This window comes from Rickettsia rhipicephali str. 3-7-female6-CWPP (assembly GCF_000284075.1).
Lineage (GTDB): Bacteria > Pseudomonadota > Alphaproteobacteria > Rickettsiales > Rickettsiaceae > Rickettsia > Rickettsia rickettsii.
In genome coordinates this window covers 147,045-162,192 of sequence record NC_017042.1, presented here as the reverse complement: position 1 = coordinate 162,192, position 15,148 = coordinate 147,045, and the positions used below count along the sequence as shown (strand labels likewise).

Sequence of the window (15,148 nt, the reverse complement as noted above, 5' to 3'; positions counted from 1 at the left end):
CTGTATTGTATGAATTTATTGCTCTATGATCATATAATTCAAAATCAGACATTGTAATTTCTATCATTGTTTTTCTCGTTTAGATATTTATCTTAAGAAATAAAATGCTGTATATATACTTTAATTTTAGCAGCTTGAGGATTGTGTATACTTTTATATTTATAATTTTTCGTTCAAGCTTATTGATAATTTTTCCATATGCATTTTAATTTAATTTTAATAATATCAAGTCTAATTCTTCCAAATCTTTATAATGAAACATTAATTTTCCGCCTAATGGATAATTTTCTATTGTTATTTTTATACCAAACTTTTCTGATAAAGCTTTTACTAATAATTCTAGATCATTATCCGTAGCGTTGTCCTTTAAAAAACGCTTTCCTATTTTGTTATTATTGTTAGGGGATTTTGTATACTCATTTTTTTTATACCATTGTCTTACTAGTTCTTCTGTTTGACGTACATTTAAATCATTATTTATAATATGATCGGCTATTACTTCTGCATGTTCATGATTTATTAAACACCGAGCTTGCCCCATACTTAGTATATTTTCATTTACTTTATCTTGAATAGACTGCGGCAAATTATTAAGCCTTAATAAATTAGCTATATGACTACGACTTTTACCAAGCCTTTCAGCTAATTTTTCTGCCGTATAATTAAAATTTTCTATTAAATATTTAAAGCCACGAGCTTCTTCCATCACTGTTAAATCAGTTCTTTGTATGTTCTCAATTAATGCTATTTCCATACTCTCTCTAGCATCTAAATTTTTTATAATTACCGGTATTTCTAAAACTTTTGCTAATTTACATGCACGCCAGCGTCGCTCTCCTGCTATAATTTGGAAATTATTATCAACAATAATAGGCTGTAATAAACCATTATTCAATATAGAATCTGCTAATTCTTTTATTTTATCATATTCAAAGTTTTTTCTAGGCTGATTCTCATTTGGTCTTATTTTATCAATATTTATTATTTGTACTATTTCTGATTCTATAGAAATAACTTCTTCTCCAAGTAATGAAGATAATCCTCTTCCTAGTCCTTTATTTTTCGCCATATCTTTCTAAGATTTCTTTTGTAAGTTCTATATATGCAACTGCTCCCGAACATTTATAATCATATATAATAGCCGGTTTTCCATATGAAGGAGCTTCAGATAGTTTAATATTTCTTGGAATAACGGTTTTAAATACTAATTCTCCTAAGCATTTTCTAACATCATCTTCTACTTGTTCAGTTAAACGATTACGTTTATCATACATTGTAAATAATATACCTGCAATCTTTATCTTAGGATTTAATTTTTTCTCTACAATTTCAATTGTTTTTAACAAATGACTTAATCCTTCTAAAGAATAAAAATCACATTGCATTGGAATCAGTACTTCATCGCTTGCAACTAAAGCGTTCACCGTTAATAAATTTAATGAAGGAGGGCAATCAATAATTATATAATTATATAATATTTTTATTTCTTCCAATAGCTTCATTAAAATATATTCTCGGTCATTTAATTTTGTTAAGTCTAATTCAGCCGCAGATAGATTAGTGTTTGAAGTAATTATTTCTAAATTTGGTATATCTGTAGAAATTATTGCATCTTTCAATTCTATTAAATTTGTTAATACTTGGTATATAGTATTTTTGCGTTGTTGCTGACTAATTCCAAAACCGGTACTACTATTCCCTTGAGGATCAAGATCTATAACTAAAATTTTTTTATTTACAGCAGCAAAAGCTGTAGCTAAATTTACAGTAGTTGTAGTTTTTGCTACCCCTCCTTTTTGATTAACAATAGCAATTACTTTCATATCATTTTTGTTAAATTACTAACTTCTAGAAATTTCCCTTCTTCACAAGTAATACTTTGATGTATTAAATAACCAAATAACCATCTCTCTTTAGCTTCTACTATTTCAGTTAAATAATTTTTTCCTTTTAATAACAAAAATTTTTCTCGTACTGAAATATTTTTTATGCAATTAAATATTGTATTTAAGTTAGAGAAAGCTCTACAAGTTAATATACTACAATCTATTTCTATTTTTTCTATTCTTTGATTGATTATTTGTATGTTATTATTTGATATCTTTGATGCTTTTTCTAAAAATATACATTTACGTAAATCAGCTTCTATTAAACTTACTTGCGCTACCCCCGCTATAGATAATACTATAACCAGGCAAACCGGAACCGCTTCCTATATCAACCAAATGTATTTCTTTATTATCAATATATTGTATTAATTGTAATGAGTCTAATATATGACGTTGCCAAAAATTATGTATAGTATTATCCGATACAAGATTGATTGATTTATTCCATTTTTTAACTAACTTTTGAAAAATTTCTAACTTTTCAATTATTTCACGTGGAACTTCCATCACTATATTTAGTTTTTAAATAAATTATAATAGCCGTAATTGCTGCAGGTGTAATCCCTGGAATTCGACGTGCTACACCAATAGTAGTAGGTTTATGGGAAGAAAGTTTTTCCTGTATCTCTAATGATATACTTGGTATTTTAAAATAGTCAATATTTTTAGGTATTAACTGCGCCTCTTCACTTTGAAATAAATTAATATCTGCGTGTTGTCTAGTTAAATATGAAGCATATTTTGCTTCAATATAGAGTAATTGCAAAATGTTATTATTTTGTGTTTCTTTAAGCATAGGAAAAATTTTAATAGCTTGTTCAACATTAAAATTAGGTATTTTAAATAAGTCTAATACTGTTTTATATGTACCATCCTGTGCAACCTGTATACCCATTTTAGCAAGTTTACTAGTAGTTAAAGACAAGGTATTTAATAATGATTTTATTTTTTCTATATCTTCACATTTTTTTGTGAATATTTTTTTACGTTTTTCTGATACGACTCCAATGTTCATCCCTAATTCCGTTAAACGTAAATCAGAGTTATCTGCTCTTAAAGATAATCTATATTCTGAGCGAGAAGTAAACATACGATAAGGTTCTATAGTACCAAATGTTGTTAAATCGTCAATCATTACTCCAATATAACTGTTTGCTCTTGTTAACATAAACGGTGCTTGATCTTTTACTGCTAAAGCAGCATTTATACCGGCTATTATACCTTGCCCTGCGGCTTCCTCATATCCTGTAGTACCGTTAATTTGCCCGGCAAAATACAATCCAGCTATTTTTTTTGTCTCTAGCGTAACACTTATTTCACGTGGATCAACATAATCATATTCTATAGCATAACCTGGACGTAAAACCTTTACATTTTCTAATCCTGGTATTGTTTTGATTAATTTATGTTGCACATCTTCAGGCAAAGAAGTAGAAATACCGTTTGGATAAATCGTATAATCATCTAACCCTTCAGGTTCTAAAAATATACGATGTTCTGATTTTGTACTAAATCTGACTATTTTATCTTCAATAGAAGGACAATATCGCGGTCCTATTCCTTCTATTTGCCCTGAATACATTGCGGATTTATCAAGATTCTCACGTATAATATCATGAGTTTCTGAGGTTGTTTTTGTGATAAAACAATTTATCTGAGAAACATTAACAATATTTGTTAATTCAGAAAAAGGACGAGGAATTTTATCGCCGGGTTGTAAAATTGTTTTACTATAATCAATAGTACGTCCATCAATTCGAGGCGGTGTACCTGTTTTTAAACGAGCCAGTTTAAAACCTATTTGTTTTAATGTATTTGATAATCCATACGAAGGCTCTTCATCTACTCTACCAGCAGGAATTTTTTTTTGTCCAATATGAATAAGCCCTGATAGGAAAGTACCTGTAGTTAATATAATTTTTTGACAAAGAATTTTGCTACCGTTATTTAAAATAACCGCTTCAATTTTAGAAGATTTAATTTCTATATCTTCCACTTTTCCATATAATATATCTAGATTAGGATAATTTGTTAATACTTGATACATCGCTTTTTTATAAAGCTTTCTATCAGCTTGAGCTCTAGGTCCCCAAACGGCTGGTCCTCTAGTCTCATTCAGCATTTTATAATGTATACCGGCTTGGTCTATAACATAACCCATTAACCCATCAAGTGCATCGATTTCTTTAACTAATGTGCCTTTTGCAATCCCACCGATTGCTGGATTGCAAGACATTTCGCCTAAATTTTCCGGTTTTAACGTAATCAAGAGAGTAGGAACTCCAAGACGTGCAGAAGCGGCGGCTGCTTCTACGCCTGCATGTCCACCGCCTATAACTATTACGTCATATTTTAGCATTAATTATTCTATAATTTCAGATTTATTAAAGAAAAATTCGATTTCTCTTTTCGCACTATTTTCACTATCTGAACCATGAATACTATTAGCCTCAATTGATTCGCCTAAATCTTTTCTAATAGTGCCTGCTTCAGCTTCAGCAGGATTAGTTGCACCCATAACTGTGCGGTTTAAAGTTATAGCATCCTCCCCCTTAAGCACTTGAAGTACTACCGCTCCTGAAGTAATATATTCAACTAAGCTATTAAAAAACGGTCTTGCTCTATGCTCATCATAAAAACATTCAGCTTCATATTTAGTTAAAAATTTCATTTTCTGGGCTACTATTTTTAAACCGGCATTTTCTAAGTAAGTATTAACTTGCCCTATTTTATTCCTTTTGATAGCATCAGGCTTAATCATTGAAAAAGTATATTGTATTGTCATTTTGTAACCTATTTATCATAATTATTAAATTTATTTTTTAGCTGAACGATTCCATATTAAAGCAAATAATCCTCCTCCTAAAAGAGCAGAAATACTGAAAAATATAAATACCCCATTCCAACCATAATTATCGCTAATCCATCCTACGCCGACTCCCGCAATAGCCGCTCCTAAATAACCAAATAACCCTGATAATCCATTAGCCGTACCGACAGCCTGACGGGTACTAAAATCAGCAGCTGCTATACCTACAAGGAGCTGAGGTCCTGAAACAAAAAAGCCTATTAAAGAAAGAATTACTATACTTAATAATTCACTATGAATAGGAAATTTCCAAAACAAGACTAACAATAAGCTAAGCAATACCATACATATGGATGCAACAGGACCTCGACGACCTTGAAATAGTTTATCAGATAAAACACCTGCTATTAATGCCCCTGGGATACCTATCATTTCATATAAACCGATTTGTAAGCCTGCATTTGCAAGACTTATATTACGTAAATCTTTTAAAAATGTTGGAGCCCAATAAATTACTCCGGAACGTATTATATAAACAAACATGTTTGCTAAACAAACATACCATATTAGCTTATTACAAAAGACCATTTTAAGTAATTGTGGAGTTAATAGCTTCTCATAATCTCCTATAGCTTCAGGCGGATATTCTTTATATGCCTCTACGGTAGATAAACCTACTTCTTTTGGAGAATTACGAAGCCTATTATATAAAAAAAGCGATACTACACAAGCAACTACACCTGGAACAAAAAAAGCAGCTCTCCAATCAAATTTATCGATTAAATAACCGCAGCTTATCATAGCAAGGGCACCACCTATTTGATTAGAAGTTGCACCCATAGCCCATTTAGTTCCAAGTTCTTTTGAAGCGAACCAGTGAGTAAGCATCTTTGTTGCAGGAGGCCAGCCCATAGATTGAAACCAGTTACTGGCTATCCATAAAATTCCTATAAGCCATAAAGAATCTGAAAAACCTATTAGCATAGTAATGATCCCGACAAATAAAAGCCCCAAAACCATAAATATCCGAACATTAACTTTATCGCTAATAAACCCGTTACAAGCTTTACTAACTCCATACATAATAGATGAAGCAGTTAATATCCAGCCAATTTGTGTTTTAGTAACCCCAAAATATGCTCTTATAGCAGGAGTTGCTATATTAAAATTCTGACGACAAAAATAAAAAGTTGCGTAACCTATAATAATAGAATACAAAATCCTTACTCGCCAACTATTATATTTTTTTACATATGGCGATCTTGGAGTTCTAATTTTGGATCTTGTATTTGTCATATTGTAAACTCTCCGACTATAAAAAAACAAGTTTCAGAGTCTTAGAAACTTGCTTTTTTTATAATATTAAATTTTAACAAATTCTATTTTTCGGTTTTATTTACCAAAACTTTATACTCTTTATTTAAACCTTTAACGGCATATATCCATAATATTACTATTACAAAGAATATAGAAGCAAAATAAGGAGTTGCCTCTACAAAACCAAATGCAGGAAATAAAATAAAGAATGTAGATTGAATAATAGCACCGCCTGATTTACCAAATCTTCCTCCGATAACTTCAACAGCAGCTTGCCCTTTTACTCGTAAATCCTTATCAAGCGGAATATACGCCATGTTTTTAGTGGCATCAAATAAAGAATATTTTACACCTTTACTTAAAACATTTTGAATCATACCGATCATAACAGCAAGTGCTAAAGGACCTGAAGCAAGAATACCTGTTAAATGCATAGCAATAACACTATCAAAAAAGATAAATGCAAAAAACGCTGCACCGGTAATTAACATCATTAATGGAGTTATCATAGCTGCAGTTAGCCATGATACTTTTCTTAAAAGATTACTACCTATAAGCATGAAAGCAATTGCAACCCAACCCTGATAAAATTGGAACTTACCCATATATATAGTATAAGCCTCTTTTGTCGTATATAATTCTTTTACTTTGGATTTCCAAACACCTTCAACTAAATTTACTGAAACACCGTAAGCAATAAGTAACAATGCAATATAACCTACATACTTAGAAGTAAAGATCATTTTAAAACTGTCTATTAATGACATTTTAGATTTAGCTTTCTTTTCTTTTACTAATGCCGGATCATAAAGTCTAGGATCGGTTAGAACGTTTTTATTCATCCATCTATATGTTAATATTACCAAAAAGCTACTTGTTATCATTATAACAAATAAAGGCACAAATTTTAGATGTTCTGCAACTATTTGAGTTTTTTCATGCAAGCAATATCCAATAATTACGGATGTTACAGGCAATGCTAAATTAGCAAGTAAACCAAACATTGAGTAAAAACGTTTAGCTTCATCGGTTTTAGTAATTTGGTTAGCAAATTGCCAAAATAATAAACTAAGCATCAATGTTCCCCAAAGCTCTGCCATAGTATAAAAAGATGCAAAACTCCATTTCCCAACTATTCTTATAAACCATTTGAAATTAGGATAAGCTAAACTCCAAGATTCTATGGTTTCAGGATCAGGATGAACTAAATCAGGGTAGGGGTAAAGAACAAACGCAAATAATACAAAATACCCTAAGAAAAATGAAGTAATAACATAAAACACGTTTTCTTGCTTTAAAATATCGCAGAGCTTAACATAAATTACCATAGCGATTACGGCAGAAGGTAGTACTATATATGTTTTTAAGAAACTTATTGCTTCTGCCCCTATATCCGTTACTACAAACCCGTCTTTAATTGAACGAAGCGTCGAGTAGTTTAATAAAATACAGAACATCATAAACGCCATAGGAAGAAACTTCTTATTTTCATATCTTTCTATAGGCCAAATTACCTTTCTTAATTCCGAGAGATAATTGTCACTTTTGGAAGTACTCATAAATTAAATTTTTCTTATTTTGAAGATAAACATTGTACTAGAATATGTTAGAAAAGTCAAACCTATTGATTTTTTCTCAAAAGATATTAAATAAAATTATTAACTATAGGATGCGTAAAAGAAATATGACAATTTATTTACTTGATTTTAGTTTCTATCTATAATTTTCTATTTATAAATTATTATAATAAAATATATGTCCAAATTAAAAACAGCTCTATTATTAACTGCTATAATTTTTATAACAGGTTGTAAAAGTAATATGAAAAATGAAAACAATATTTCATTACCGCAATATGTAACTTTGAACATTCAAACCTTAAATAGTTCAGAGGATAAAACTATTAGAATAAAGGCAAAAACTTTAAACTTTCCGTTATCTTCAGAAGATTTACGTGATATATCTATTTTAGAAAAGAAATATGATCAAGAAGAAAATTGTGCAGGACTTGCTGCACCGCAAATAGGCATATCAAAATGTATAATAATATTTGCAGTACATGAAGATGCAGAGTTAAAAAAATGGCGTCCTGACCTTAAGGATACAATGCCTAAAACTATTTGGATTAACCCCTCATATAAACCGATAGGTATTGATAAACATGAAGATTACGAGGGATGCTTTTCTGTTGAAAATGCTATAGGACCGGTAGCAAGATTCAAGAAAATTCATTATCACGCATATGATATAAATGGAAATCAAATTCAAGGTATCGCAGAAGGATTTTTAGCAAGAGTTATCCAGCATGAAATCGATCATCTAAACGGAAAAGTATTTTTAGATTATGTAGCTCCCAAAAAAATAATGAATAAAGAAGAATATTTAGAAATGCGTAAAAAAGCAATGGAGCAGGAAAATATAAAATCTTAGGGTTCTCTAAATCTCAAATGTCATTCTAGCTAAAATTTGAGTATGTCATTCCCGCGAAAGCGGGAATCTAGAAAAAAGCGAAATTATCCGAGCTTTTAATATAAAAAATTAAATATATTTATATCTTTTAGTTACTGAATTCCTGCCTTCGCAGGAATGACATTGTTCCATGTTAGGGCAACGTAAATTTACTTTATAGGTATAATACTATTGCATCGGATACGGAACGCACGAGATGTTCGCCTAAAGCTTCATCTTCATCACCTGTTACATTATTTATAATTTTTCCGCCCATGAATAATGTAGAAGAACCGCCACCGTCTAAATTGATTGCCGATTCATATCCAAGGCTTAACATATAATCTGCAAGTTCTGTTTTAGTTAATCCTATCACAGTATCATTAACAAGGTGTTTTTCTAAAATTTTTAAAGCTTCAGGGATTGTTAATTTATCAACATTTATTTATTTCTCTTTCCGTAATATTGATCTTACTTGCACAAGCTTAAGGTCTTTTACATGTTGCTTATAAATATGCTCAACTATAACTATAGTACCGTCATTACGCACTCCTAAGGCAGTACGAGCATGAGCCGGATCATCTTGCTTTGGATTATCTACAACATTTTTACCGTTTTGAACCAATAAGGGAATACCGGTTACTATTGAAGCAGTGTTACTTAAATTTATAAGCTTACCGTCTTTATTGGGAATAACAGATTTATCGTCTATTTCTACTAAAATTTTTGCACTAGCCTTGGTAATTTGAATATTGCCCTGATCTATAATTAACAAACTTTGTAGTTGTTTTCTAAGACTAAATAGCTTGCCGTCAATCATTAAAGTAAGGCTTGGTCTGCCGTCATCACTACCGGCGATTTCAAAGAATCCGGCATTAATAGCAGCAGCTGTATTAGTGCGGTGTGCCATAACGTTTACTGTTTCTCTGCCTATAACCTGATTATGAGCTTTAACTAGTTTTAACCCAAAATTCTTAGGATCAATAGTTAACACATGAATCACATGCTTATCTTTTTCATAACGTTATATGTTAAGCCTTTATATTCCTTTGCATATATTTTAAAACTGATTATTAAAGCAAGAAATAAGTAAACTAACCTAATCATATTGTTTTACTTTTTTTAACAATAAAATTTAACCATAATGCCTCTTTACTTGTAGAGAATCTCTTACTCTTTTCCGTCCATATTTTAACTATTTCAAAAAGCCTGTTAAAATAAGGTTTTATTGTATCTTCATACATATTGTAAAAATCACGATCATCACGTTGTATAATATCTGAACCGTATCCGTAAGAAGCATAAAAAATGCCTTCCGGCTTTAATGCAGCATGAATTTTTTATACACATTGATTGTTTCATTATAAGGTACATGAAGGAGAGTTGCTTGAGCCCAAACACCATCAAACGATTCCTTAAAATCGATATCTTGAAAAGTGAAGTGCAGTACATCTATTCCGGTTTCTTTTGTAGCTAATTTAACCATTTCGGTTGAACCATCAAAAGCAGTAACTTGATATCTTTGACTTAAAAAATATTTTGTATCACGACCAACTCCACAACCTGCATCTAAAATATGAGCTTGTTCAGGTAAATAGCTAGTAAATGCTTTATAGTTATCAGACAAATCTGCATTGATTGTTCTGATATAAAACTCTTGAGCGTTATTATTATAATACTGTATATTTTTCATAATTTTATATTTTTCCCAACTATTAGTATATTTATACTCACCAAACAATAAAATACAAATAGAAAATACATATAATTTCTATTATATATTAGACTTCTTTTCGAACTCGCTTATAGGGAGGAATTTGGAGGAAACACGGAACGCAGCACCGCAGCGTATAAAAAAGTACGTGAGGATACAAGTACCAGATTGACGTACAAATTCCCCCTAGAAGTAGAGTTCCAAAAGAAGTCTATTGACTATTAGACTTAAAAATGGTCTAATTATCAAGAATAAGGCTTAAGGTTTATATGATAAAAAAAATAATATTTGGAATAACTATTTTCCTTAGTACAAGCTGCTTTGCCAATAGTACAACTTCTGACGGCTCAAAAAAAGATGCAGCAAAAACTAACGATGTTACAACACAAAAAATTATAGATGATTTTTCTGCTTACGCCGGTACTATAAAACCGGAAGTACGGGAGGAAATACAAAAATATAGAGTAGCAATAGTCAAGATTAATAAGAAGAAACGTGAACTATATAACAGCCTTTCCAAAGAGGCTCAAAATTTTTTAGCAGAGCAACAAAAATATAAACAAAAACTATCTATCTCTAAACTATCGGTAGAAAATGACCAAAAGAATAATACTGCTGATTCTAATGATAATAAGAGCAAAGATACAAAATAAATTACTTTTCTTAGCCGTTATTGTGCGGATCAAAAATCGTCATTGCGAGCAGCCGTAGGCTGTGCGGCAATCTCATGAAATAATAACAAACTCCTGAGATTGCTACGCAATTTCCTTGCAATGACGGGTAAACCTATCCATACAACAACTCCGCTTTTAGCTAGGTATTTCATAAATCTGCTCTACTACACCATCAAAACCCATTAAAAAAGTATAAACTTTTAATTGGGGGAATTTTTCTTTTATTATATCACGGGCCTTGTTTAAAATTGCTGCATGTGCTACCGTTTCTTTTTCCTTGGTATTTAGCTGTTCCTGACCTATAAGTATTTTATAAGCTCCACATTCTCTATGATCAAGAAAAACAATTTGTTTTATGTTATGTAATTCTTGCAAAATCTCAATAGTATCTTCTATTGTTTTTCCCCAATAAGTATATTTGTCGTTAACGAGGGCAAGCGATGCACCGGGCAGTGATACTTTATCAAAATTATCTTCTAATCCTAATTGCTTCATTAATTTATCTGTTTCGTCTATTAATCTAAAATCTACACAACTAATTAAAAGAGTAGAAGCTTCATTTAATGTGTTTAAATGTTCATTACTTACTTCTACCTTTACAACTTTCTTATTGGCAATTATATCATTGTTAGCAGCGTAAAGATTTAAACTAGACACCATAATAAACCCTAAAATTATATATTTTACATGTATCATAAAATTCTCCTATTTAAAAATATTTCTTACAGGCTTTAAAATAAGAATAACCTGTAATGATTGTTAAAAAAGCGGCAATCCATAAAATTATTTCCCCTACTATATCTAAATAAATAATTCCTGAACCTTTTGAGCCTAGTATCAATATCGATAAAGCAAACATTTGTAAAAACGTTTTTACCTTAGCGAGTCTCGATACAGGCATACTAACCTTTACTAGAGCTAAAAATTCCCGAAGACCGCTAACTAAAAATTCTCGTGCTAAAATTAATAAGCAAGGTATCTCATCTACATTATCTTTTTTTAGTAGCATGATAATAACGCAACCTACAAGTAGCTTATCTGCTATAGGGTCAAACATCTTGCCGAAACTTGTAACTAAATTATATTTTCTTGCAATATAACCGTCAAAAAAATCCGTAATACTAGCTAAAGCAAATAATAATGCCCCAAGTTTACGTGCAAGTGAATTATTTATATAAAATACCAGTATAATAACCGGAATTACCATTATTCGAGCAATAGTTAGATAATTAGGTAAATTTTTTCTCATTAATTAAATTTATTAATATAATATTGTTGAATGATGGATAGAATATTATTCCAAGACCAATATATTAAAAGTCCCACAGGAAAACTACTAAACATAAATAAAAAAATTAGCGGCATAAATTTCATTACTTGAGCTTGCATCGGATCCGCAGGTTCAGGACTCATTTTTTGCTGTAAGAACATAGTAATAGCCATTAAAATAGGCCATGCTCCAATCATTAAAAATGATGGTGGAGAGAACGGTAATAAGCCGAATAAATTAAAAATAGTAGTAGGGTCAGGTGCAGATAAGTCTTTAATCCAGCCGTAAAACGGTGCTTGCCGCATTTCAATAGTTACATACAATACTTTATAGATGGAGAAAAATACCGGAATTTGAACAAGTATAGGTAAACAACCAGCTACCGGATTTACTTTTTCTTTTTTATATAAAGCCATAATTTCTTGATTTAAACGTGCTTTATCATCACTGTATAAATTTTTTATCCTATCGATTTCCGGCTGTAAATTTTTCATTTTTTTCATCGAACGATAAGACTTATTGGCTAAAGTAAACATTAATAGCTTAATTATAACCGTAACAATTAATATACTAACACCGAAATTACCGACATAGCCATAGAAAAAATTCATGGCGTAGAAAACCGGTTTGGTAATTATATAGAACCAGCCGAAATCAATAGCTCTATCAAATAATTTAATATTATATTGCTTTTCATATTTATCAAGCAAGTCTACTTTTTTTGCTCCGGCAAAAATTCTGCTTTTAATTGAAAAATTTTCGCCGGGCTTTATTATTTGTACCGGTGAAATAAAATCTACCTGATATCTTTCAGTCCCTTGCTTAAGAGCATAATTAAAATTCGAGCTGTAATTACTTGATTTATCCGGAATCAAGGAAGATAACCAATATTTATCGGTAATTCCTATCCAGTCAACCTTACTTGCTGCAAATTTTTCACTTTTCTTATCTTTAATATCATCATAAGAATATTCTTTAAGATTCTCGTCTATACACCCGATAGGTCCTTGATGTAATATATTCACCGCTTTCTCTACGGCAATATATTTACGATTTATTAAACCGTAAGATTGCACAGGAAGTTCTTTATCACTATTATTAACGATGGTTTGCTCTATAGTAAATAAATAGTTTTCATCGACAGTAATAGTAACTAAAAATTTAACTCCGTCTTCATTAACCCAAAATAAATGAACAGGTTTTTCAGGGCTTAATATTTCACTATCACTATTCCATATAGTATCGTTGTTAGGGAGTTTTACACTAGATAAATTACTAACTAAACCAATTTCAGCAAAATATGCATTTTCTGTATTAGCCGGTGAAAATAATCTCACTTCAGGACTATTTTTAGATAAATCTTGTTTATATTTCTTTAATATTAAATCATCAAATCTAAGTCCTTTTAATGAAATAGAACCGGTGAGTGATTCAGATTCTATTTTAATACGCTGTATTTGACTTTCTTCTTGAACAACAATACCAGTTGCAGGTTCGACTAAAGCTTTTAACTGTTGTTTCTTTAAATTTTCTGCTTTCTGCACTGCTATTTGCTGTTGCTGTTTTTTTTGTTCAGGTTTTACAACAAAATACTGCCAACCGAAAATTATACTTAAAGACAGTATAATAGCGGCTACTAAATTAATTATATTATTATTCATTCCTAGGTCTTAAATTTTAATATTTTTAAAGCTTTAAGTTTTAAAGCATTTAAAGAAAATAATCAAGTAGTATATATACTTCTTTGCTTTCAAAAGTAGCGAATATCCAAGATGAAAGACGACTTCCATCTTGGATACAAATTTAATTTATTTTTTTACTACTCTTCATTTTACTTCGGATATATTATACCACTCCTACATTCTGAAATATTTTTAATTTAAATTCAGGAAGTATAGAAATGAAATGTTCAGAAATATTGTCCTGTATATTTTCATAACCTACTAAATTTACTTCTTTAACAAAGATATATATTTCTATAGGCAACCCATTAATCGTAGGTTCAAGCTGTCTTACTAGAAAAGTAAACCCTTCGGTATAAACTGCCGGATTATTTTTTAGATATTCCTGAATATATAATTTGAATAGTTTAATATTGGTTAAATCTTTCTCTTCTTTATCAAGAGTGATTTTATCTATTACATCCTTTGATATATAAGGAGATTTTTTTAGTGCTTTTAAAATAGTAGCATCACAGAAGTTAATAGTTGCCATATTAATATTAAATACTCTCTTTACCCTTCTTGCTCCTGATTCACTAATTCCTCTATAATTAGTTATGTTAGAATTTAAAATGCTGTAAGTAGGAACTGTGGTAATAGATTGGTCAAAATTCCTAATTGTTACTACGGAAATAGTAATTTTTTCAACTGTTCCTTCAATTTCGCCTATACGTACCCAGTCTCCAATATTAATAATTTCTTGAGTAGTTAGTTGCAAGCTTGCAAGTAATCCTAAAACGGTATCTTTGAAAACAAATGTTAAAAGAGCTGCGGCTGCACCTAAGCTTGTTAAGAATGTACTAAGCGAAATATTTAATATATATGAAATAGTTACCATTGCTGCAATAACTATGACAATAATTTTTAATATTTGAAAATATAAGCTAAGCGGTGCATTTTTTGTAACGGCTTTGATTCTATTGTGATACAGATCTGCAAAAGCATCTATAAGCGTTAATAATAACATCGTCACAGATATACCAGTATATAAGATTACTATAGTATCTTCGATTCCCAGTAATACATGTGTTTTAAAAGAAGTATGATGAAAAATATTTCCCCAACATATAAAGTAAAGCGCTAATAAAGTATGTAATAAATAACGAAATATAGGATATTTTTTTATCCTTTCATAATCATCATAATGATGTCTAGTTAAATAATTTTTTACAGGAATAAAAATTAATCTTTTAATTAGAAATATCACCGGTATAAGAGATACTAACATAACAAACAATAATACTAACTCAGTACTTGAGGTATGATATAGATCCATTAAATATTGCATATTTTACCTATCATTACT

The 15,148-nt window shown here is 30.4% G+C and carries 13 protein-coding genes and 3 pseudogenes; 3 read left to right on the top strand and 13 right to left on the bottom strand.

Annotated elements, in window-relative coordinates; all coding sequences use genetic code 11:
- Nucleotides 1-205: 205 nt before the first annotated feature.
- From MCC_RS00945 to tlc1, 7 genes and pseudogenes are all read right to left on the bottom strand, one after another.
- Nucleotides 206-1,069, bottom strand: a complete 864-nt coding sequence (locus MCC_RS00945) for a ParB/RepB/Spo0J family partition protein (protein WP_014408147.1) — start codon at nt 1,067-1,069, stop codon at nt 206-208.
- Nucleotides 1,056-1,823: a ParA family protein gene (locus MCC_RS00940; protein ID WP_014408146.1), complete on the bottom strand. Its 768-nt coding sequence runs from the start codon at nt 1,821-1,823 to the stop codon at nt 1,056-1,058. The genes MCC_RS00945 and MCC_RS00940 overlap by 14 nt, the downstream gene beginning before the upstream one ends.
- Nucleotides 1,820-2,396, bottom strand: a pseudogene (rsmG, locus tag MCC_RS00935) (16S rRNA (guanine(527)-N(7))-methyltransferase RsmG). Before rsmG ends, MCC_RS00940 begins: the two are co-directional and overlap by 4 nt.
- Nucleotides 2,380-4,248 (bottom strand): tRNA uridine-5-carboxymethylaminomethyl(34) synthesis enzyme MnmG, encoded by a 1,869-nt coding sequence (gene mnmG, locus MCC_RS00930; protein WP_014408145.1) that lies wholly within the window; start codon nt 4,246-4,248, stop codon nt 2,380-2,382. The pseudogene rsmG and the gene mnmG overlap by 17 nt, the downstream one beginning before the upstream one ends.
- A gap of 3 nt (nt 4,249-4,251) precedes the next feature.
- The gene (gene ndk, locus MCC_RS00925; RefSeq protein ID WP_010420526.1) at nt 4,252-4,674 is read right to left on the bottom strand and encodes a nucleoside-diphosphate kinase; all 423 of its coding nucleotides are present in this window, start codon (nt 4,672-4,674) and stop codon (nt 4,252-4,254) included.
- Nucleotides 4,675-4,704: 30 nt separating this feature from the next.
- The gene (locus MCC_RS00920; RefSeq protein ID WP_014408144.1) at nt 4,705-5,994 is read right to left on the bottom strand and encodes an MFS transporter; all 1,290 of its coding nucleotides are present in this window, start codon (nt 5,992-5,994) and stop codon (nt 4,705-4,707) included.
- A gap of 83 nt (nt 5,995-6,077) precedes the next feature.
- Nucleotides 6,078-7,574 carry an ATP/ADP exchange transporter Tlc1 gene (gene tlc1 / locus MCC_RS00915; RefSeq protein WP_014408143.1) on the bottom strand — a complete coding sequence of 499 codons (1,497 nt, stop codon included), beginning with the start codon at nt 7,572-7,574 and terminating at the stop codon, nt 6,078-6,080.
- A 196-nt stretch (nt 7,575-7,770) separates the two neighbouring features.
- On the opposite strand from tlc1, the gene MCC_RS00910 reads away from it, so the two are divergent.
- Nucleotides 7,771-8,445 carry a peptide deformylase gene (locus tag MCC_RS00910; protein WP_014408142.1) on the top strand — a complete coding sequence of 225 codons (675 nt, stop codon included), beginning with the start codon at nt 7,771-7,773 and terminating at the stop codon, nt 8,443-8,445.
- A gap of 193 nt (nt 8,446-8,638) precedes the next feature.
- Here MCC_RS00910 and MCC_RS09910 read toward each other — a convergent pair.
- Nucleotides 8,639-9,373: pseudogene (locus MCC_RS09910) on the bottom strand (phosphodiester glycosidase family protein).
- A 411-nt stretch (nt 9,374-9,784) separates the two neighbouring features.
- A complete protein-coding gene (locus MCC_RS09905) occupies nt 9,785-10,156 on the bottom strand; it encodes a class I SAM-dependent methyltransferase (protein WP_231288721.1) in 372 nt (123 codons plus the stop codon).
- Between the two features lie 90 nt (nt 10,157-10,246).
- Between MCC_RS09905 and MCC_RS07505 the strand changes: the two are divergent.
- Both MCC_RS07505 and MCC_RS00890 read left to right on the top strand, forming a co-directional pair.
- Nucleotides 10,247-10,396, top strand: a pseudogene (locus MCC_RS07505) (palindromic element RPE1 domain-containing protein); the annotation flags it as partial.
- 50 nt (nt 10,397-10,446) lie between these two features.
- Nucleotides 10,447-10,830 (top strand): hypothetical protein, encoded by a 384-nt coding sequence (locus MCC_RS00890; protein WP_014408141.1) that lies wholly within the window; start codon nt 10,447-10,449, stop codon nt 10,828-10,830.
- 156 nt (nt 10,831-10,986) lie between these two features.
- Here MCC_RS00890 and MCC_RS00885 read toward each other — a convergent pair whose 3' ends face one another.
- The 4 genes from MCC_RS00885 to MCC_RS00870 form a co-directional block, all read right to left on the bottom strand.
- The gene (locus tag MCC_RS00885) at nt 10,987-11,547 is read right to left on the bottom strand and encodes a carbonic anhydrase (RefSeq protein ID WP_041405082.1); all 561 of its coding nucleotides are present in this window, start codon (nt 11,545-11,547) and stop codon (nt 10,987-10,989) included.
- A gap of 13 nt (nt 11,548-11,560) precedes the next feature.
- A complete protein-coding gene (gene pgsA, locus MCC_RS00880) occupies nt 11,561-12,100 on the bottom strand; it encodes a CDP-diacylglycerol--glycerol-3-phosphate 3-phosphatidyltransferase (protein WP_014408139.1) in 540 nt (179 codons plus the stop codon).
- Nucleotides 12,100-13,782 (bottom strand): membrane protein insertase YidC, encoded by a 1,683-nt coding sequence (yidC, locus tag MCC_RS00875; protein ID WP_014408138.1) that lies wholly within the window; start codon nt 13,780-13,782, stop codon nt 12,100-12,102. The genes pgsA and yidC overlap by 1 nt, the downstream gene beginning before the upstream one ends.
- Nucleotides 13,783-13,966: 184 nt before the next feature.
- Nucleotides 13,967-15,130: a mechanosensitive ion channel family protein gene (locus MCC_RS00870; protein ID WP_014408137.1), complete on the bottom strand. Its 1,164-nt coding sequence runs from the start codon at nt 15,128-15,130 to the stop codon at nt 13,967-13,969.
- Nucleotides 15,131-15,148: the final 18 nt, after the last annotated feature.

Excerpts from the sequence above, each read along its gene's own strand:
- MCC_RS00945 (WP_014408147.1), bottom strand. The coding sequence starts at position 1,069 with ATGGCGAAAAATAAAGGACTAGGAAGAGGATTATCTTCATTACTTGGA.
- MCC_RS00940 (WP_014408146.1), bottom strand. The coding sequence starts at position 1,823 with ATGAAAGTAATTGCTATTGTTAATCAAAAAGGAGGGGTAGCAAAAACT.
- mnmG (WP_014408145.1), bottom strand. The coding sequence starts at position 4,248 with ATGCTAAAATATGACGTAATAGTTATAGGCGGTGGACATGCAGGCGTA.
- ndk (WP_010420526.1), bottom strand. The coding sequence starts at position 4,674 with ATGACAATACAATATACTTTTTCAATGATTAAGCCTGATGCTATCAAA.
- MCC_RS00920 (WP_014408144.1), bottom strand. The coding sequence starts at position 5,994 with ATGACAAATACAAGATCCAAAATTAGAACTCCAAGATCGCCATATGTA.
- tlc1 (WP_014408143.1), bottom strand. The coding sequence starts at position 7,574 with ATGAGTACTTCCAAAAGTGACAATTATCTCTCGGAATTAAGAAAGGTA.
- MCC_RS00910 (WP_014408142.1), top strand. The coding sequence starts at position 7,771 with ATGTCCAAATTAAAAACAGCTCTATTATTAACTGCTATAATTTTTATA.
- MCC_RS09905 (WP_231288721.1), bottom strand. The coding sequence starts at position 10,156 with ATGAAAAATATACAGTATTATAATAATAACGCTCAAGAGTTTTATATC.
- MCC_RS00890 (WP_014408141.1), top strand. The coding sequence starts at position 10,447 with ATGATAAAAAAAATAATATTTGGAATAACTATTTTCCTTAGTACAAGC.
- MCC_RS00885 (WP_041405082.1), bottom strand. The coding sequence starts at position 11,547 with ATGATACATGTAAAATATATAATTTTAGGGTTTATTATGGTGTCTAGT.
- pgsA (WP_014408139.1), bottom strand. The coding sequence starts at position 12,100 with ATGAGAAAAAATTTACCTAATTATCTAACTATTGCTCGAATAATGGTA.
- yidC (WP_014408138.1), bottom strand. The coding sequence starts at position 13,782 with ATGAATAATAATATAATTAATTTAGTAGCCGCTATTATACTGTCTTTA.
- MCC_RS00870 (WP_014408137.1), bottom strand. The coding sequence starts at position 15,130 with ATGCAATATTTAATGGATCTATATCATACCTCAAGTACTGAGTTAGTA.